A 22,035-nucleotide genomic window follows, 5' to 3' on the forward strand; every position below is an offset into this window, starting at 1 on the left:
TTAAATTCAAAAAAATATTCATAAACAAAAGGCAACACTTGCTAAAAAGTAATTACTAATCATCAAGAGCAAAGATATATATTGTTGCCTTTAAAAAAAATGCAGAAGGGGTAGGTCTCTATTAACTATATAGCCCATCTTTTTGAAACACTACTCCATTTTCACCACCTTCAGCGTCGCTTGTTTTTCAGAAGTCGTCACCTTCAAGAAATACATTCCCGTCGGTAACGCACTTACCCCAAATTCTTCTTGGTGGGTGTTCGTCACAGGCACAAATTGGCGACTCAAAACTTCACGACCCGCTGCGTCCGTCAACGCCGCTTGCACCACTTGCCCCTTACTATCTTGCACTTTCAGGCGGAGCGTATGTGTGACTGGGTTGGGCAGAACGGTGGCGAATACCCCTTCTTCGCCCCTTGCCTCTTGCACACTTGCCCCTTGCTCCTTGCCCTTTGCCACTTGACCACTGCCATTTGCCCCTTCTCTCGCTGCTCCCACGCCTACCCCGTCTTTCGACTGGATTCTGAACCAATATTCTTGATAGGCCAACACATTTCCTTGTGCTTTCCGCGTCGAAGGATAAATGCTGCCCCAACCTTTTTGGTCCCAATATCGAATGCCTAGTTTGTATAAGCCTTTGGGTAAACCTGCATCATATATGTTACCACCTGCACCGTTGTCTTGGTAGAAACCGTAGGCAGGATGGTTTTGGGCATAAAGCTCCGTCCAGCCCTCACGGTTGGCGTACATGAAGTACGGCGCGTTATTCTCGTGCGTATTGAAGGAGCGTATCACACCCATCTCGGGCGTCGCCAACATGTCAAATGTCAACGAACCATCAGTGCTTAATCCGCACGCTTCTACGTTGATTGTCCAGTAACGAGGAGCCATTTTGTTGGCGTTTTCTACAAAATACAAGGTTGGATTTACCTGCGTACTTTGCTCCAATTCGGGGCCGCCATCGCGCGTGATGAACTGGCTCGACCACGCTGCACGGTCGTTGGTTTTTATCGCTGATTTGCTCTCGCCAATGTTTATCAATGTCACTACGAACGCGTTCCAGTAAACATCTTTGCGAACACTTTCCGCACTTTGGCAACCACCCGAAAAAACACACTTCGCCCAGTAAGTCTGCTTCGTCACGTTGCTGAAAGCTACCTCAAAACTTGACGCTGTCACTCCTGTATTCCAAAACGTTTGGCTTCCTGCGGGGCAATTGGCCGAAATTTTTACCGTTGTGCCTGTACAAACGATGTCTTGACTCACCGTAATTACAGGGGCTACCCCAACAGGTATTACGGTGTAAGTCACCACGTTGCTCTTTTCACTTAAACAACCACCGCCCGCTTGGCAACGAGCGTAGTACGATGTCGTTTCCGTCGGTGTTTGATTCGGCAAGCTTGGTAAAGCTAAGTTCGTAACGGCATTGTACCAAATCGTTGTCAACGCTCCGCAGTTGGCCGTGCCACTAAACGTCACGGGACTGCCACAGCCGCTCGTCACGTTCAAACTCGCCACGGGGGCTACCAACGAACTGCTCACGATTCGCAAACGCATCACTCCCGATTCGGTCTCCACACAGGAGACCGTCCCATCCGACTTGCGGCAACGTACGCGGTAATTGTGGTACTGACCATCCACCAACTGTACTGGAAGCGTGCTGCTGTACTCGGCTCCATCCACCGAATAAAGAAGAACTTCCCCCAATCCACAGGTCGCATTAAAAGTTATCGCATTGCCTTCAATATTACATACTTCTTTCGTCTCACCTACCGTTACACTCACCCCATCAGCAACTAGCGACACATTCTGTGGCGTCGAAGAGCGGTAGTTAATCGTCAATTCAATCGGATTCGTGTAAGTCACGGGGCAACTCGCGTCGCAAGCCGCTTGGTAGCGGTGGGGTTGGTTATTGGACGATTGGGAAACTGGGGCATTGGCTGACCACTCACTCCATCCGCCACTGCCCACTTGTACCCGCCAAACGGGATTTCCCACCACACACGAACCCGAAACCGTAAACTGTAAACCGTTTACAGGATTCGCATCCGTGTCGCACAAAACTTGAGAATTACCTTCGTTTAACGTTTGTTGTAAGGTGCTGAGCGTAATAGTGGGCTTGCCTTGAACCGTCACTGTTACGCCACCCGTTTGGGTTGTTTGGCTACATAGCGTCGAAGAGCCATCTTTGACACGCACTAAATTATATTCAACTATTCCTACTTGACCCGTCGGGGCATCTAAGCTTACGCTATTGCCACTGGTCGTGACGATGGTTTGCTCTGAGCCGTTGTTAATTTTGTACGTGAACGTATAAGGCGTTGTACCACCCGCTCCCGTGAAAGTGATTTTTGGTGAAGTTGCATTCTGACAAACTGTTGTTGTTCCCGTAATCATCGCCGTAGGCAATGGATTCACCGTCACCGTGCTGGTTGCGTTCAGGCTTACAAGGCAATTATTCTTGGTAACGCTTACGAGTGTGAGCGTCACGTCTGCCGTCGCATTATTGGCCACAATCGCCTGATTCGTCCCGTCCAAAAGCAACGTTTGATTACCCGTCAGACCCGTTAGCGTATAAGTCAGCGTTGCGCCAGTAGTGCCGTTGACGCTGAAAGTCGCATTGTTTCCCGAACAAATTGGGCTGTTGCTGCTCGCAATCGTCGCCGTAGGCAATGGATTCACCGTCACCGTGCTGGTTACGTTCAGGCTTACAAGACAATTGTTTTTGGTAACACTTACCAGCGTAAGCGTCACCTCTGATGTCGCATTATTGGCCGTAATCGTCTGAGTCGTCCCGTCCAAAAGCAACGTTTGATTACCCGTCAGACCCGTTAACGTATAAGTCAGCGTTGCGCCAGTAGTGCCGTTGACGCTGAAAGTCGCATTGTTTCCAGCACAAATCGGGCTGTTGCTGCTTACAATCGTCGCCGTAGGCAATGGATTCACCGTCACCGTGCTGGTTGCGTTCAGGCTTACAAGGCAATTGTTTTTGGTAACACTCACCAGCGTAAGCGTCACGTCTGCCGTCGCATTATTGGCCACAATCGCCTGATTCGTCCCGTCCAAAAGCAACGTTTGGTTACCCATAAGACCCGTTAGCGTATAAGTCAGCGTTGCGCCAGTAGTGCCATTGACGCTGAAAGTCGCATTGTTACCCGAACAAATCGGGCTGTTGCTGCTTACAATCGTCGCTGTAGGCAATGGATTCACCGTCACCGTGCTGGGCGAGTTCAGGCTCACAAGGCAATTATTCTTGGTAACGCTTACGAGTGTGAGCGTCACGTCTGCTGTCGCATTATTGGCCGTAATCGCCTGATTCGTCCCATCCAAAAGCAACGTTTGATTCCCCGTCAGACCCGTTAAAGTATAAGTCAGCGTTGCGCCAGTAGTGCCGTTGACGCTGAAAGTCGCATTGTTTCCCGAACAAATTGGGCTGTTGTTGCTTGCAATCGTCGCCGTAGGTAATAGATTCACCGTCACCGTGCTGGTTGCATTCAGGCTCACAAGGCAATTGTTTTTGGTAACACTTACCAGCGTAAGCGTCACGTCTGATGTCACGTTGTTGGCTGTAATCGTCTGATTCGTCCCGTCCAAAAGCAACGTTTGGTTACCCACCAGACCCGTTAGCGTGTAAGTCAGCGTTGCGCCGTTGGTGCCGTTGACGCTGAAAGTCGCATTGTTACCCGAACAAATTGGGCTGTTGTTGCTTGCAATCGTCGCCGTAGGCAATGGATTCACCGTCACCGTGCTGGTTGCATTCAGGCTTACAAGGCAACTGTTTTTGGTAACACTTACGAGTGTGAGCGTCACGTCTGACGTCGCATTGTTGGCCACAATCGCCTGATTCGTCCCGTCCAAAAGCAACGTTTGATTCCCCATCAGACCCGTTAACGTATAAGTCAGCGTTGCGCCAGTTGTGCCGTTGATACTGAAAGTCGCATTGTTACCGCTACAAATCGGGCTGTTGTTACTTGCAATCGTTGCCGTAGGTGGAACAGGGGCTTCAAGGCTCGCCGTCACCGCATTGCTAACGCAGGCTCCGTACGTAGCCACAATATCGGTATAGCTTCCTGCTCCTAAGCCCGTCAAGGTAATGGCTCCACTGCCATTGGAAGTAAAATTAGCTGCCGAAACCGCCACATTGTTCTTCTTATACGAAACTGAATAGGTAGCATTATTCAAAAATCCACTTAGGCCAATGCTACCATCGGAACCGCCACATGTACTGGGATTAGTAGTGTCCAGTGTCGGAGTAATGGCAACGGATGAAGACGACTGATATTCGTACGCGCCTAAATCAATAGTACTTACCTTGCGGTTGTTGGCGACCAAATCGGTGGTGACGGTGTTATCTGCATCATTGCCCACATTGATAGCAGGAGAACAAGGCCACAGGCGCAGGTCGCCCGCTGTGCCGACCCCTACAGCAGGTTGATTAACAAAGAGAGGATCTTCTGTACCTTGAAAGCCGCCTATAATCATGCCTTTGACAAGCGTCTTGGTGTAGCTAGGAACAGAGTTATTAAAGTTCTCTACTTCGCTGCTGTTTCCCCACAGAATACAGTTTTTAAAGCTCGGTGCAGCCAACAAGTTGTTGCATATCGCGCCGCCGTACCTGTTTGCCTGATTGCCCGCGAAGCTACAGTTCACATAGCTCGGTGAAGATTGTTGGTTATACATCCCGCCGCCATTATCGTTTGCCCGATTGCCTGAAAAGACACAATTTACAAGACTCGGTGAGGAGTTTTTGATGTTACACATCCCGCCGCCAACAGTGCCAGTCTGATTACCCCTGAAGCTACAATTCACTAAGCTCGGTGAGCAGCTATCGTAATTATGCATCCCACCGCCATTATCGTTTGCCTGATTGCCCGAAAAGACACAATTTACAAGACTCGGCGAGGAGTTGTTACTGTTATCCATCCCACTGCCAGTGACGTTGGAGTAATTGCCCGAGAAAGTACAATTTATAAGACTCGGTGAGGCGTAGTCGTTGTTATGCATCCCACCTCCAAAACCGCCCACATTACCCGAGAAGATACAATTTACAAGGCTCGGTGAGGATTTTTTGTTGTGCATCCCGCCACCGTTGCTGTTTTCCCCTCCTCCATTGGCATTCCCGCCCGTGATGGTAAAGCCATCCAAAAGCGAATTGGCCGTGGTTAAGCCGTTATCATTATTATAGATGACGTGATAACTGTTTTCAGCATTGCCCGTGGTGGCATCATCATCGTTTAAATCTCCACTCAAGATGCTTTTATTGGCCACCATCACGGCGAAGGTACGCTCTGAAAGGGCGGTTTCCACGCCTAAAAAACTGCCGTAAATTTTCACCCCATTCTTCATCACAAAGGTTTTGGTTCGGGAATTAGCAGGAGACGTATTGCCATAAAGATCAGCGTTAGGCTTATACGTCCCCGCTGCTACCCAGATTTCGTCCCCACTCGATGCAACGGCCAAAGCACTTTGCAAGTCCTTAAACGCACAATTCCAACTTGTCCCATTTCCTGGCGTACCTATTGCCGCATTAACGTACCAGCGGGCCGTCGTTGATAAAACTCCCTGGTATTCGTACGCGCCTATATCCACCGTACCACCTCCTCCAATCGCATTCACCCGAGCGTTACCTTCTAAGTCGGTAGTGGGAATACCCTGATTTGTTCCTGCATCGATGGCTAGTGAACAGCCTTGCAGGCGGAGGTCACCTGTTGTACCCAAACCTATGGATGGTTGACTGATGAACAGTGGGTTAACGTTTAAGTTGCCAATACCAGGATATACCCCGCTTCCCTGCTGCACAATGCAATAACTCGCCGCCACCGTTCCATTCTCATTGACAATTTCACCATCATTCCCCCAGAAAATGCAGTTCTTGAGCGTAGTGCTTACATCTACGCTTACCCATAGTGCCCTACCTTCATTTCCCGAAAAACTACAATTATTGAAAATGGGTTGGGTAGTACCATCCGAGATTAAACTACACCCTCCCCCTTTCATACTACTTTTGTTTCCCAAAAAGATACAACTATTAAAAGTGGGAGTTCCCCCAGAGACGCTAACAGCTCCCCCAAAGCCAAATCCTAAGTTACCAATAAAACGGCAATTCGTGATTTGTGGCGAAGAGGTACTCCCCTGTATATAGATAGCACCGCCTGAATTAGTCGGGCCCTTTGCAATGTTACTTTGAAACACACAATTGATAATGTTAGGTGAGGCATTCCTTATCTGCATTCCCCCACCAAAGAGTGCTGTGTTTCCAATAAAAGTACAGTTACGAATGGTAGGTGAGGAAGAAATATTGCGCATTGCTCCAGCATCTGGGTTAGTACTGCTCACTCCAGTGATGGTAAAACCATCAAGTATGGCTGTTGCAGTCAGTCCGTTATTGTTATTATTGATAACACTGTAACTATTATCATCGCTGTTACTCGTACCAATGTCTCCGCTCAAGGTTGTTACATTTGTTTGCCAGTTGCGCTCCAAAAGCTGCGTTTCTATCCCATCAAACCCTCCGTAAATCGCCACCCCATTGACCATCTCAAATGCAATAGTAGGGTCATTGCTTTGAGTAGGCTTATACGTCCCTTTCGCCACCCAAATTTGGGTAACTCCGCAGTTTTTAGCCGCAAACAAAGCATTTTGCAAATCAGTAAAGGCGTTTGCCCATGAGTTACCAAGGTTGCTACCCATGGCAGCCGCATTGACATAGGCAATATTATTGGGATAAGCTTGGCAAGAAATGTTATAATAACAGCCTGTTGATGCATCACACCCCGCCCACATAGTATTGGGATTATTGTCGTCGCATTGAATGAGTGTAAAAACGCACTGCCCATTTGCTGGATTACAGGCATCAACGGTACACTCGCTATTATCTGAACAAATCTTAGGAGTATTAACACATGCCCCTGTAGCTCTGTCACAAACATCTGTTGTACACGCGTTGGAGTCATCGCACGTTTTGGGATTCTTTCCTATGCACACACCACTTTCACAAGCATCCGTTTGAGTGCATGGGTTCCCATCATTGCAAGACGAGCCATCGGGTTTACCACTGCATTGAGCGTCGGCTGTTTTGGCGGCGGTTGACGGCGGAGTATTACACTGGGCTTCATTGGCCGCGCCCGTCGTTGATAAAGGCATGATTTTCCCTCGGTATTTTTCGCCATCCAACAAAACCGTTGGAGAAGCATAGATTTTTTGCTCCATGGAAGGGCGTATCGCTTCCAATAGCCATTGCTGCCCTTCTGCACTTGCCATTGTTTCTTCTACTACTTGTGGAAGAATCCCCAACGGCTGGGCCACACTTTTCCAATCATTACTCTGGTAATTTTTTGCGCGCGCCAGCAAGTACCTTGTAAGAAGCGCGGGGTATAACTTGGCAATGACGACTTGTCGAAAATTTTCATCTACTTCCGTCTGGCCGTGCATACTTTCAATGCGCTGATTTTGATCCAACCATCCCACAAAGTGAAGTTTGAATTCAACACGCTCGCCCAATTCACTCACCAAAGGTAACAGCGTCTCTTCGGCCCTCACCCCAAATGGGCACTGACTCATAACAAACAAATCAAGTTTGATTTTGTCTTTGGTTTTGAGTTTTTCAAGGAGTACTTCCCGTAAGGGACTAACGGGTTTATGGGTTGTAGTTGTGCTTTTTTGTAAACTAGGATTAACAAAAGTTTGCTGCGCCCTAACATTTAATAGAACGATAAATAACAACAAAGTAAGAACGGTAAATTGTCTTTTTTTCATTTGGTTAAACATTAAGATTGCTTTGAGTAATTTGTTAAAACCATTCTTTCAGTCTGTATTGGAACGTAGTAACAATACCATCGGTCAATGCGTTTTTGGGCGTTGAAATGAAGGCAGCAGTTTAGGTTCAGCGTGCGCGTATGACCATCCACGTATCGCAGTTCGCCCCTAAACATCGAAATCACGTACACCCCCGCCACACCCGAAAAAGGTAGCGCTTGGTGGCTATGCACAGGAATGTGATTGAAGTGGCTAAAATGCCATGATTGAAGATGCGCCCGCTCGGGCTCATTGCGCCAATAAGCCAACACAGCTGCCTTGCCCACCAGCGGGCGGGCGCTCTCGGGCAAGAAATATTGCACGTCCTCGGCCAATAAATCAGAGCATCCTTCCCAATCGAAATCCGATTGGTAGGTCAATGCCTTTTCGGCCAGCACCGCGTAGTTCTCGGTCGCAATAGTATAGTGAATCTGACTTTCAAATGAACTTTGCTCGGGCGATGTACATGCCAACGCCCAGAGCCAAAGTCCAATGCAAAGTAGGGTAATGTGCGCTATGGAAAACACCTTTTTCATTGATAGGTAATTGAAAAATGATGTCCCAAAAGTAGGTCTAAACCACCTTGACCATGTTAGAAAATACGGTCAAAAACTTAGACAATACGGTCAAAAACTTAGAAAATACAGTCAAAAACTTAGAAAAACGCTAAAAAATCACCCTTTTGAAGTAAAATCGTTCTTTTCTTTTAGAAAACAAGCTTAGATAGGCAATTTGAAGTTCACTAAGCCAAACTGTTGCAATAAGGCATTAAATCGCGCCTCACCACGCAAGAAATGGAAGAAGGGGGACACCTTAACGTCGGTAGGAGTTTTCCCCAAAGAGGCCATTTTCTCAAGATAACGAAGACAATTTTGTTTGTCGTTTAGCCCTGCATATACCATCGCAATAAAGGTATAATTGTCGGGTGTTTCGGGTAAAGTCGCCAGATACGTTTTGGCCGCAGGTACCTGCCCTAAACGGGCTTTGGTATAAACAAGAGCGGCCTCTAACCCTTTGACGCTGGGATTGAGTTGTCGTGCTTTGGTCAAATCCCGTAGTGCGGCAGGATAGTCTTTTATTTCCAAATAGTGATAGCCCGTTGACCAGTAAAATAAAAAGGAATCATTGAACAACAACTTTCCGTTCTCAATGACTTCTTTGGTCATTTCTTGCTTATTGGCATAAGAACAGTTGCGGATGTGTCCGCCCAAAATCACGGGCGAGAGCGGATCCAACGCCACGGCTCGGCTGCTGTACTTCAAAGCTTCCTCCAACAGCCCCAACGAACGCAGCATCAGGCTATACCAATAATTGACTTGTGCGTTGTTTGGATTGCACCGTAAAGCAATCTGAAACGTAGAGTTTGCTTGTTCCCAGCGGTATTCATCTCGGTAAACGGCGGCTAATAATCCGTACGCTTGGGCATTGTCAGCATCTAGTCGAATGGACTTTAGTACTTCTCGCTCGGTCATTCTAAAACTTGAGTCGAGGTCAATGTGGCTCAAATTTCCCAAGCTAAAATACGCACTCGCTTTACAAGCGTAGGCATCCGAAAAATTTGAATCCAAGGCGATTGCTCTGTCAAATTTTGTGATGCTTGCCAAGAGTTTCTCTTTGGTTCGAGTCGCCAGCAATTGTTTTCCCTGCAAATATTCATTGTAGGCTTGTGGGTTATCGGTTGGCATCTGGTTTGACTTGGCAGCCAGTGATTGTGAAGGCTTTAACTGAAATCGTTTAGTGATGTCTTGGGCTATTTTATTAATCAAGTCAATAATTTCGCTCGCTTTACCTTCGTACTGTCTTATCCATACCACCCGATCTTCCGATGCTTTTACCAGCTCCATCGTTATCCGCACACGCGCTCCATTGTGGGTTGTCGTCCCGCCCAAAACATAGGCTACGCGCAGTTCAGAAGCGATTTGAGGAACTGTTTTTTTTGACTCTCTAAAGAGCTCTGATGAATTTTTAGAAATAACTTTTAGGTGCCTTAGGGTGGCCAATGAGCCATGGATTTGATCAGTTACGCCCTCAGCTAACAACACCGCCTCAGAATTCCCGTTGCTTTTGAAAGGCAAAACCGCAATGGAATTTTCTGATTCGCTGAATGCCCCGCTCCCTTTAATAATCCAAAACCCCACTGCTACGAGCACAATCACCAGCAAAGCCAACGCCATATACTTGTATTTACCTTGCTTATTTGCAACAGGTAACGCACCCTCAACCACCTCCTCAACATCCTGACTATTAGACACTTGAACAACCTCTAACTCCTCAGGCGAAGTTTCCTCAAAGGATTCTTTTTCTCTATTTTTACGGTATTCGGAGGGAGAAACGCCAAATTCTTCAGTAAAATACTTGGTAAAAGTTTGGGGGCTATCCAAGCCGATTTCGTATGCCACTTCGGCTATTTTGTGGTCGGTAGTTTCAATTAATTCTTTCCCTTTCAACAAACGCCGACGACGGATATAACGCGAAATAGAGAGGTCTGTCTCCTCTTTTACGAGCCGAAACAACTGAGAACGGCTCATTCCTAGTTCAAGGCATATATCATCAATAGAGTAATCACGGTTTAGAATATTTTTATCTATGAGTTGATTAAGTTGTTCAATAAAGTTTTTATCCGTTGGGTACATTTTTCAATCCTATCAAATCGGATTGCAAGTTAAGGCAAATAACTGAAAAATCCTGTTACCAAAATTGATAACAGGATTTTTAGGTATATCCTCAAGTGATGCTATATTAATGCACCTTCACCACCTTCAACGTTGCTTGTTTTTCAGAAGTCGTCACCTTCAAGAAATACATCCCCGTCGGCAATTCACTCACGCCAAATTCTTCTTGGTGCGTGTTCGTTTCGGGCACAAATTGGCGACTCAAAACTTCACGCCCCGCTGCGTCCGTCAAAGACGCTTGCACCACTTGCCATTTGCTCTCTTGCACTTTGAGACGGAGCGTATGCGTAACAGGGTTGGGCATTACATTGGCGAATACTCCGTTATCTGTTATCTGTTTTCCGTTATCCGCCCATTGCTCCTTGCCCTTTACCACTTGCCCACTGCCATTTGCCCCTTCTCTCGCTGCTCCTACACCTACCCCGTCTTTCGACTGGATTCTGAACCAATATTCTTGGTAAGCCAACACGTTGCCTTGCGGTTTCCGCGTTGAAGGATAAATGCTACCCCAACCCTTTTGGTCCCAATATCGAATCCCTAACTTGTATAAACCTTTGGGTAAACCTGCATCGTACGAATTCCCGCCCGCACCGTTGTCTTGGTAAAAGCCGTACGCGGGATGGTTTTGAGCATATAATTCCGTCCAGCCTTCGCGGTTAGCGTACATAAAATACGGCGCGTTGTTCTCGTGCGTATTGAACGAACGTATCACCCCCATCTCGGGCGTCGCCAACATGTCGAACGTCAATGAGCCATCGGTGCTTAATCCGCAGGCTTCTACATTAATCGTCCAATAGCGTGGAGCTTGTTTGTTAGCGTTTTCTACGTAATACAAAGTCGGATTTACCTGCGTACTTTGCTCCAATTCGGGGCCACCATCTCGGGTGATGAACTGGCTCGACCACGCCGAACGGTCGTTTACTTTTACCGCCGATTTACTTTCACCAATGTTAATCAACGTTACCACAAACGCATTCCAGTACACATCCTTGCGAACACTTTCCGCGCTCTGACAGCCACCTTCAAAAAGACACTTTGCCCAGTAACTCTGCTTCGTCACGTTGCTGAACGACACTTCAAAACTTGACGCTGTTACACCTGTATTCCAGAAGGTTTGACTGCCTGCGGGGCAGTTGGCCGAGATTTTTACCGTTGTTCCCGTACAAACGATGTCTTGCGAAGCCGTAATTGCAGGGGCTACCCCAACAGGTATTACGTTGTAAATCACCACGTTGCTCTTTTCACTTAAACAACCGCCTCCCGCTTGGCAACGAGCGTAGTACGATGTCGTTTCCGTCGGTGTTTGATTCGGCAAACTTGGCAGAGCCACGTTCGTGACGGCATTGTACCAAATCGTTGTCAACGCACCGCAATTTGTTATCCCGCTAAACGTCACGGGACTGCCGCAACCGCTCGTCACGTTCAAACTCGCCACGGGGGCCACCAACGAACTACTTACGATTCGCAAACGCATCACCCCCGATTCGGTCTCCACACAGGAAACCGTCCCATCCGACTTGCGGCAACGTACGCGGTAATTGTGGTATTGTCCATCTACCAACTGCACTGGAAGCGTGCTGCTGTACTCGGCTCCATCCACCGAATAAAGAAAAACTTCTCCCACACCACAGGTCGCATTAAAAGTTATCGCATTGCCTTCAATATTACATACTTCTTTGGTTTCTCCCGCATTTACACTCACCCCGTCAGCAACTAGCGACACATTCTGTGGCGTCGATGCACGATAATTAATCGTCAATTCAATCGGATTCGTGTACGTCACGGGACAACTCGCGTCGCAAGCCGCTTGGTAGCGGTGGGGTTGGTTATTGGACGATTGGGAAACTGGGGCATTGGCTGACCATGCGCTCCAAGCTCCACTTCCCACTTGCACTCGCCAAACGGGATTGCCCGAAACACACAAACCCGAAACCGTAAACTGTAAACCGTTCACTGGATTCGCATCTGTGTCGCAAAAAACTTGGCTGTTGCCTTCGTTTAAGGTTTGTTGCAAAGTAGTCAGCATAATCGTAGGTTTACTTTGGACTTGTACCGTCGCCAAAGTTGAAGTTGCTTGAGAACACGTTCCATTTTTTACAATGGCGCGGTAGTACGTCGTTTGCGTTAAATTGCTAGCGGTCAACTCCGTCGTCGTGTTTGAAATATCCACCGCACTGCTAAAATCTGAACTCAAAGACGATTGCCATTTTTGAACATTGCCCACCTGACCCGACAAAGTCAATGTGGTACTATTTGTCCCCGAACACACCGTCGCCGAACCTAAAATGCTGCCTCCCACGCTCACGGGATCAACCGTTACCGTCGCCGAAACTGAATTTGCTTGCGAACATACCCCGCTTTTTACCACCGCGCGGTAGTACGTCGTTTGCGTTAAATTGCTCGCGGTCAACTCTGTCGTCGTGTTTGAAATATCCGTCGCGCTGCTAAAATCTGAACTCAACGATGATTGCCATTTTTGAACATTACCCACTTGACCCGACAAAGTCAAGGTGGTGCTGTTCGTTCCCGAACACACCGTCGCCGAACCTGAAATGCTGCCACCCACGCTCACGGGGTCAACCGTCACCGTTGCCGAAACTGAATTTGCTTGCGAACATACCCCGCTTTTCACCACCGTGCGGTAATAGGTCGTTTGCGTTAAATTGCTAGCGGTCAACTCCGTCGTCGTGTTTGATATATCCACCGCGCTGCTAAAATCTGAACTCAAAGATGATTGCCATTTTTGAACATTCCCTACTTGACCTGACAACGTCAATGTGGTGCTGTTCGTCCCCGAACACACCGTCGCTGAACCTGAAATGCTGCCACCCACGCTCACGGGATCAACCGTCACCGTTGCCGAAGCTGAATTTGCTTGCGAACATACCCCGCTTTTTACCACCGCGCGGTAGTACGTCGTTTGCGTTAAATTGCTCGCGGTCAACTCCGTCGTCGTGTTTGAAATATCCACCGCGCCGCTAAAATCTGAACTCAACGACGATTGCCATTTTTGAACATTGCCTACTTGACCTGACAAAGTCAATGTGGTGCTGTTCGTCCCCGAACACACCGTCGCTGAACCTGAAACGCTACCGCCTACGCTTACCGAGTTGACCGTCACCGTTGCCGAAGTTGAAGTTGCTTCCGAACATACCCCGCTTTTCACCACTACACGGTAATAGGTCGTTTGCGTTAAATTGCTAGCGGTCAACTCCGTCGTCGTGTTTGATATATCCACCGCCCCGCTAAAATCTGAACTCAAAGATGATTGCCATTTTTGAACATTGCCTACTTGACCTGACAAAGTCAATGTGGTGCTGTTCGTCCCCGAACACACCGTCGCCGAACCTGAAATGCTGCCACCTACGCTCACGGGGTCAACCGTCACCGTCGCCGAAACTGAATTTGCTTGCGAACATACCCCGCTCTTGACAATGGCGCGGTAGTACGTCGTTTGCGTTAAGTTGCTCGCGGTCAACTCCGTCGTCGTGTTTGATATATCCGTCGCCCCGCTAAAATCTGAACTCAAAGATGATTGCCATTTTTGAACATTGCCTACTTGACCCAACAACGTTAATGTGGTACTGTTTGTCCCCGAACACACCGTGGCCGAACCTGAAATGCCACCACCCACGCTCACGGGATCAACCGTCACCGTCGCCGAAACTGAATTTGCTTGCGAACATACCCCGCTTTTCACCACCGCACGGTAATAGGTCGTTTGCGTTAAATTGCTCGCGGTCAATTCTGTCGTCGTGTTTGATATATCCACCGCCCCGCTAAAATCTGAACTCAAAGATGATTGCCATTTTTGAACATTGCCTACTTGACCTGATAAAGTCAAGGTGGTGCTGTTTGTTCCCGAACAAACCGTCGCTGAACCTGAAACGCTACCGCCCACGCTCACGGGCTCAACCGTCACCGTCGCCGAAACTGAATTTGCTTGCGAACATACCCCGCTTTTCACCACCGAACGGTAATAGGTCGTTTGCGTTAAATTGCTCGCGGTCAACTCTGTCGTCGTATTGGAAATATCCACCGCCCCGCTAAAATCTGAACTCAACGACGATTGCCATTTTTGAACATTGCCCACTTGACCCGACAAAGTCAATGTGGTGCTGTTCGTCCCCGAACACACCGTCGCTGAACCTGAAACGCTACCGCCCACGCTCACGGGGTCAACCGTCACCGTTGCCGAAGCTGAATTTGCTTGCGAACAAACACCGCTTTTCACCACCGCACGGTAATAGGTCGTTTGCGTTAAATTGCTCGCGGTCAACTCTGTCGTCGTATTTGAAATATCCGTCGCGCTGCTAAAATCTGAACTCAAAGATGATTGCCATTTTTGAACATTGCCTACTTGACCTGATAAAGTCAATGTGGTGCTGTTTGTTCCCAAACACACCGTCGCTGAACCTGAAATGCTGCCTCCCACGCTCACGGGATCAACTGTCACAGTGCCTTGAATAATATCTGACTCACAAGTAGTCGTTGAATTTTTCACCGTGAGCGTAAAAGGAAGGGAACTCCCCGAAGCAGGGCTACTCAACTGCACCGTGATTGGGTTCGTTAAATCACCGTCACTCACCGTAGTAATGCCCGTTCCCGTAATAGAATATTTACTAGGCGAGCCTGTCGGATTGCTGTAAGGAATCGTAAAACTCGTGGCATCAGCGCAGATAACAGGAATGGCCCCCGGCGTCAGGCTTGGCTTGGCAGGGTCTTCAAGGCTCGCCGTAACCGCATTACTTACGCAGACTCCGTACGTCGCTACAATCTCCGTATAATTTCCCGCCCCCAAACCCGTCAAGGTAATCACTCCGCTGCCATTGGAAGCAAAGTCAGCCGCTGAAACCGCCACATTGTTCTTCTTGTACGTAACCGAATAGGTCGTATTGTTCAAAAATCCACTCAACGTAATGCTACCCTCAGCACCTCCGCAGGTCGTAGGATTCGACGTTCCCACCGTCGGCGTAATGGCAGTTGGTGGAGCTGATTGGTACTCATACGCACCTATGTCCACCCTTCCGTTGTTGTAAAACCGTGGATTGCCGCCCAAGTCTAAACTACCCACCGTAGCTGAAGTAGTAGCAGGATCTCCTGCATTAATGGCAGGCGAGCAAGCTTGAAGCTGAAAGTTGCCGTCTGCTACGTTCACGAAGAGAGGGTTAGCATTGCCATTTCCACTAGGGCAGTTGTTACATAGATCGTACCCACCCTCTACAATACTATTACTGATGCTGGCATTGGCATTGTAAAAACTAAGCGAACTCCCCAAAAAAACACAATTGGAAATGTTAATAGCTATATTGCAGTGGATGCTTTTTGGTGAATTACCCGAAAAAGTACAGTTGGTCAGGGTCATGGATTTGAGCTGGCTAAATAAGCCCCCTCCACCTGCGAAATACGTAGAATTATTATGGATAAAAAGACAATTAGTTACAATGGGCACACCGCCAAAAGCATTTGCCATCCCTCCCCCATAATACGATGTATTGTAGGATAAAGTGCAATTCGTGACAACAGGGGAAGAATTATTACAAGCCAAACCACCGCCAAAATAGGTACTTGAATTTCTGGTGAGTAAACAATTAGTGATAATCGGAGAACTGTTATTCACATATATACCTGCCCCATAATCTGCGCCAGCCGCACCAGTCACCGAGAAACCATCAAGAATAGCCGTAGCATTTAAACCAGAACCAACAACTACTACAATATAGCTGTTGTCAGAATCCTCAGCCGCTCCAATGTCTCCACTCAAAATCGTAGGATTCGTATTCCAATTTCGATTGGCCATTGTGCCTGTTCCATCATTAGGAAAGCCTCCATAAATTGCCACGCCGTTGACCATTGAGAAAGAAATACCACGATCAGTACCAGAGGTAGGTTTATACGTCCCCGCCGCGACCCAGATTTGAGTTACGCACGAAGGATAATTCCGAGCCAAAGTGAGTGCCGATTGTAAATCCGTGTAAGCATTGGCCCACGAACTCCCATTATTGCTACCTCCCGAAGCCGAAGCATTGACGTAAACAATTCCTCCAGCAATGTTATTACAAGCCGAGCAAACATCATACGTCGTTTGGTACTCATACGCCCCCATGTCCGTATTGCTCACTCCCGTCGCATTAAACGGGCGCGCATTACTCCCAAAATCACTGGCTGGAGCATTAGTATTCGTACCCGCATCTATTGCGGGTGAACATTGCTGCAAGCGAAAATCTCCCCCTGCCGCATTCTCAAAACGGGGGTCACTGCTTATATTCCCTGTTCCATCCACACCACCCTGTACGTTCGAATACGTTACCGTTCCACCCGACACTCCTCCTGAATTTCCCCAAACAATACTGTTACTAATGGAAGTAGCTGACTTCTCGTTGATAATAGTCGTCGAACTTGTATTACCATAAAAAGTGCAGTTTACTACCTGCACCATATCCGTACCTCCCCCATTGGAAATACCCGACCCTGCAGTCGTTGCCGTGTTGTTGAAAAACAAACAGTTCGTAATGTTTGATGAGGAGTTATCATTGAATATCCCACCGCCAGACGTCGCATAATTGTTACGAAACACGCAGTTTTGAACTTTTGGAGAAGCATACGCATTCCACATGCCGCCCCCCAAATTAAACGGAAAATCGCCAGTAGCATACCCTTTTTCAACAATAAATCCATCCAATATCGCCGTATTGTTCAACGGAGCACCCGACGTAAATGTATTGTTGATTACTCGATAGCTGTTGTCGGTATCTATTCCTGTATCACCAATATTTCCACTCAAAAGCGTGGGGTTATTGCGCCAATTTCGAGCGGAAAGCTGGGTCTCTGTACCAATAAAACCTCCATAAATAGCCACCCCACTGACCATCGAGAAAGAAATACCACGATCCGTACCCGAAGTAGGTTTATACGTCCCCGCCGCGACCCAGATTTGAGTTACGCAAGAAGGATTGGCACGAGCCACGCTAAGCGCCGATTGTAAATCCGTGTAAGCATCCGCCCATGAACGGCCGTTGTTGCCCCCAGAGGCCGACGCATTGACATAGACAATACCATTATTACTGATACAAGCGCACACATCATAGGTAGATTGATACTCGTAGGCGCCTATATCCACAGTGCCACCACCCGAAACAGCATCCACACGGTTGTTGCCATCTAAATCAGTCGTTGGGGCATCGGTAGAAGTCCCCGCATCTATCGCGGGTGAGCATTGTTGTAGGCGAAAATTGCCGTTGGCGGCATCGACAAAGAGGGGATTGGCATTGATATTTCCTGTACCTGTGTAACCACCTTGAACGATAGAATAATTAATTGAGATAGTGCCAGTACCTGCTATTTCATTGCTATTATCCCAAAAAATAGAGTTAGAAACAAATGTTGAGGTATTTGAGGAATGGTAAATTCCGTTACCACCATTCGAGGCTGAGTTGTTATAAAAACTACAGTTGAAAATAATAGGGTTAGTAGAACCATTTAAACTAATAGCGATGGCTCCCCCACGACCACTGGTAGAATTACCCAAAAAAATGCAGTTGGTAAAACGTGGAGCTCCTCCTCCGATATGTATCGCACCACCAGCAAAGCCCGAACTATTAGGAGCGGAGTTACTTATGAATTGGCAATTGCTAAACGTACCTGACGCTCTAGTAAAAAGAACCGCACCACCAGCACTTCCACCATTCATAGCAATGTTATTTGTAAAGTTACAATGGGTTACTGTCGGGTTCGAAGAATTTAGGTTAGCCATTCCTCCTCCATTACTAGCCCTGTTATTAGTAAAGATACAATTAGTTACCGTGGGAGAAGCATTTTCATTTACCATAGCGCCATACCCGTTTAAGAATGTGACTCCATTAGTCTTTGTGAGAGTAAAACCATCAAGCACCGCAGAATTATTGAGTCCAACGTTGAAAAAAATATTATTTGAATTATCACTATCATCATTCGGCGTACCAATGTCACCACTTAAAATTGTAGGATTCGTATTCCAATTTCGATTGGCCATTGTACCAGAACCATCATTGGGAAAACCGCCATAAATAGCCACGCCGTTGACCATCGATAAGGAAGCTGCTCGATCCGTACCTGATGTAGGTTTATAAGTCCCCGCTGCCACCCAAATTTGAGATACGCACGAAGGATAGGTACGGGCTAAAGTAAGCGCCGATTGTAGGTCTGTAAAAGCATTGGCCCAAGAGCCACCAAGATTATTGCCAGAAGCTGAAGCATTAACGTAAACAATTCCTCCAGCAATGTTATTACAAACCGTACAAGCCTCGTACGTAGATTGGTACTCATACGCGCCTATATCCACAGTGCCACCACCCGAAACAGCATCCACGCGATTGTTCCCATCAAGGTCAGTCGTTTGGGCATCCATAGAGGCTCCCGCGTCTATTGCAGGAGAACATTGCTGCAAGCGAAAGTTACCGTTAGCAGCATCTACAAAGAGGGGATTGGCATCAAGCACGCCGTTGTTTATGATATTATTTGAACTGATATCCACAATAGCGCCCGTACCTCCCTGCAAAAGCGTGTAATGAAGTAGTAGGGTGGCTGTGGAATTACCAACGCTTATCTGATTACCGCCTGAACGGGCGGCATTGTCCCATAGAATACAGTTACTTAAAGTGAGAATAGAGGAGCCTGCATTAGCCCCGGCATGGATTGCGCCGCCATTTACCAAGGCTTTATTCTGGCTGAAGGTACAATTATTCATGGTAATCGTTACGTTGTTAAAACAGAACATTGCTCCGCCGAACAAAGCCTGATTTTGGTAGAAAAGGCAGTGGGTAAAAGTAGGATTACAAGTACCATTTTCTCCGTAGTTCGCTACCGCTGCTCCTCCAAATTCAGCTATATTATGCCGAAACACGCAGTTAACAAAAACTGGATTACAAATGCCATTGCTCCCATCGTTAAGGACCCCACCGCCCCACGGAGAGTTATTGTTATTCCCCCCCGATACGATGAAGCCATCTAAGCGGGCGGTATTGTCGGTGGTGTTGCCGTTGCGGATAATGATGTAGCTATTGTCGGAAACATTACCAATCACAAGGTTAGTACCTGTACCCGTAAAGGTATCGTCACCGTTCAAATCCCCACTCAAAATGGTCGGGTTGGTAGCCTGGTTACGATTCGCCATCGTCCCAGAGCCGTCGTTGGGAAAACCGCCAAAAATAGTGACCCCGTTTACCATACCGAAAGAGACATTCGGGTCAGAGGCATGGGGTTTATAAGTACCCTTGGCCACCCAGATTTGAGTTACGCACGAAGGATAATTTCGAGCCAAAGTGAGCGCCGATTGTAAATCCGTGTAAGCATTGGCCCACGAACTCCCATTATTGCTACCTCCCGAAGCCGAAGCATTGACGTAAACAATTCCTCCAGCAATGTTATTACAAGCCGAGCAAACATCATACGTCGTTTGGTACTCATACGCCCCCATGTCCGTATTGCTCACTCCCGTCGCATTAAACGGGCGAGCATTACCCGCAAAATCATTGGCTGGTGCGTTGGTATTTGTGCCTGCATCTATTCCAGGAGAGCATTGCTGCAAACGAAAATTTCCGCCTACTGCATTCTCAAAACGAGGGTCACTGCTGATATTCCCCGTGCCACTCACGCCACCCTGTACAGTACAATAGGTGACAGTCCCCCCAGAAATGCCTCCGCCATTTCCCCAAACAATACTGTTACTAATGGAAGTAGCTGACCTCTCGTTGATAATAGTCGTCGGGCCTGCATTACCATAAAAAGTACAGTTTATCACCTTCACCATATCCGTACCACCTCCGTTGGAAATACCCGACCCCGCAGTCGTTACCGTGTTGTTGAGAAACAGGCAGTTCGTAATGCTTGATGAGGAGTTATCGTTGAACACACCACCTCCGGATACCGCAAAATTGTTACGAAACACACAGTTCTGAATCTTTGGTGAAGCGTAAGCATTCCACATTCCGCCCCCCAAATTAAGTGGAAATCCACCGTTGGCATAGCCTTTCTCTACAATAAACCCATCCAAAATGGCAGTATTGTTCAGTGGAGAACCCGATGTAAAAGTATTGTTAATCACTCGGTAGCTGTTATCGGTATCTATTCCTGTGTCACCAATATTTCCACTCAAAATCGTGGCATTCGTGCGCCAATTTCGCTGGGAAAGCTCCGTCTCAGTACCGTTAAAACCCCCATAAATAGCCACCCCGTTCTTCATCACAAAGGTTTTGGTTCGGGCGTTGGCTGGGGCCGTATTGCCAGATGCATCGGCGGTAGGTTTATACGTTCCCGACGCTACCCAAATTTGTGCGCCTGAACAGGCCGCCGCCAACGCATCTTGCAGCGAGGTAAAAGCATCCGTCCACGAACTGCCGTTGTTGACTCCTGAGGCATTGGCTTTCACGTAAATAGTGCCCGTTAGTTTGGGCGTAAGTGTATAAGTTTGGTCGGTAAAAACGTCAGGATTGTACTTGAGCCGAATCCGTACCGTGTATGTACCCACCCCAGTGCCTGTTCCGGTAGCCACGATAAAAGGTTCGGCCGTAATGCTTGTAAACGTAGGGTTTCCAGAAAAACTGCCCCCCGAGACAATGGCGTATTCGACATCACCATTGGTGTAGCCATTGAGGTCACCTGTCAAATCAACACTTACACTTCCCTGATTGGAAGCGCAGGTAGGTTGCGTAGGGGTAAGCGTAGCCGAAATGGCCGCCGTACCGAGGCATTCAATAATAACTTGGCCGCCACCGCTATTACTGCCCGCAGTATTGTTTTGGTTCAGGCCAATGTTGTAGGATCCACCACCGCCACCGCCGTTCCAACCATTGCCACCATCGCCACCTTTATACCCTCCCCCTCCTCCTCCGGAAAAATCATTGGTGGATTCGGCACAGCCCAAGCTACATACATGCCCACCGCCGCCGCCTGCTCCGAAACCGCCGCCTCCAAACCCTGTATTACCGCTACCAAAACCGCCTGTTCCATTAAATCCGCCCCCGCCGCCGCCACCAGAATATCCACCGCTGCTGTTTTGGCCGTTTCCGATGTAGCCACCACCGCCGCCACCGCCTTTACCCGCTCCACCACCGGTCGTACCTGAGTTAGTGACGACAGCTGGCCCTCCAGCACCCGAGTTTAGTTCATATCCAGCCCCTCCCCCTCCGCCAGCCAATATCAGTAGCGTGCCAGCAGTGCGAATCTGAACTCCCGAACCACCTCCTCCTCCGCCAGTTAATACCTTTGATTGACCCGACGCTCCTGCCATAGCATCAAGAACCTGTCCTGAAGCGACAAAGAATTCACCATTCATTGCAGCACCTCTTCCACCAAGGTTCAGCCAGTTTTTTGAAACATCCTTTACAGCATCTCCCCCAGCGGCTCCTTTGACTGTGATTCTTACCTTGAAAGCACCACCCGCAGGCACCGCCCAAGAGCCAATTGTACCGCTTGTGTTGGGTGTATTGGCAGTAATATTCAGCACTTCACCCGTGCAGGTTTGGGCGTGGCTGCGCATACAAAACGCCCCGCACAAAATCAATAAAAAAAGTTGAAGAGTTGGTTTCATAAC

General features: G+C 47.9%; 4 protein-coding genes. All 4 read right to left on the bottom strand.

The genetic code is table 11. From position 1 onward, the window contains the following. Positions 1-150: 150 nt before the first annotated feature. The 4 genes from DTQ70_RS15760 to DTQ70_RS15775 all read right to left on the bottom strand — a co-directional run bounded on the left by DTQ70_RS15760 (position 151) and on the right by DTQ70_RS15775 (position 22,032). Positions 151-7,755 (bottom strand): choice-of-anchor Q domain-containing protein, encoded by a 7,605-nt coding sequence (locus tag DTQ70_RS15760; RefSeq protein WP_164490066.1) that lies wholly within the window; start codon positions 7,753-7,755, stop codon positions 151-153. 11 nt (positions 7,756-7,766) lie between these two features. Then, a complete protein-coding gene (locus DTQ70_RS15765) occupies positions 7,767-8,330 on the bottom strand; it encodes a hypothetical protein (RefSeq protein ID WP_122931696.1) in 564 nt (187 codons plus the stop codon). Positions 8,331-8,513: 183 nt separating this feature from the next. After that, positions 8,514-10,427 (bottom strand): helix-turn-helix domain-containing protein, encoded by a 1,914-nt coding sequence (locus DTQ70_RS15770; RefSeq protein WP_122931697.1) that lies wholly within the window; start codon positions 10,425-10,427, stop codon positions 8,514-8,516. Between the two features lie 106 nt (positions 10,428-10,533). Further along, complete coding sequence (locus tag DTQ70_RS15775; protein WP_164490067.1) at positions 10,534-22,032, bottom strand: choice-of-anchor Q domain-containing protein; 11,499 nt, start codon at positions 22,030-22,032, stop codon at positions 10,534-10,536. Positions 22,033-22,035 lie beyond the last annotated feature (3 nt).

It is taken from the genome of Runella sp. SP2, from assembly GCF_003711225.1.
Classification (GTDB): Bacteria; Bacteroidota; Bacteroidia; order Cytophagales; family Spirosomataceae; genus Runella.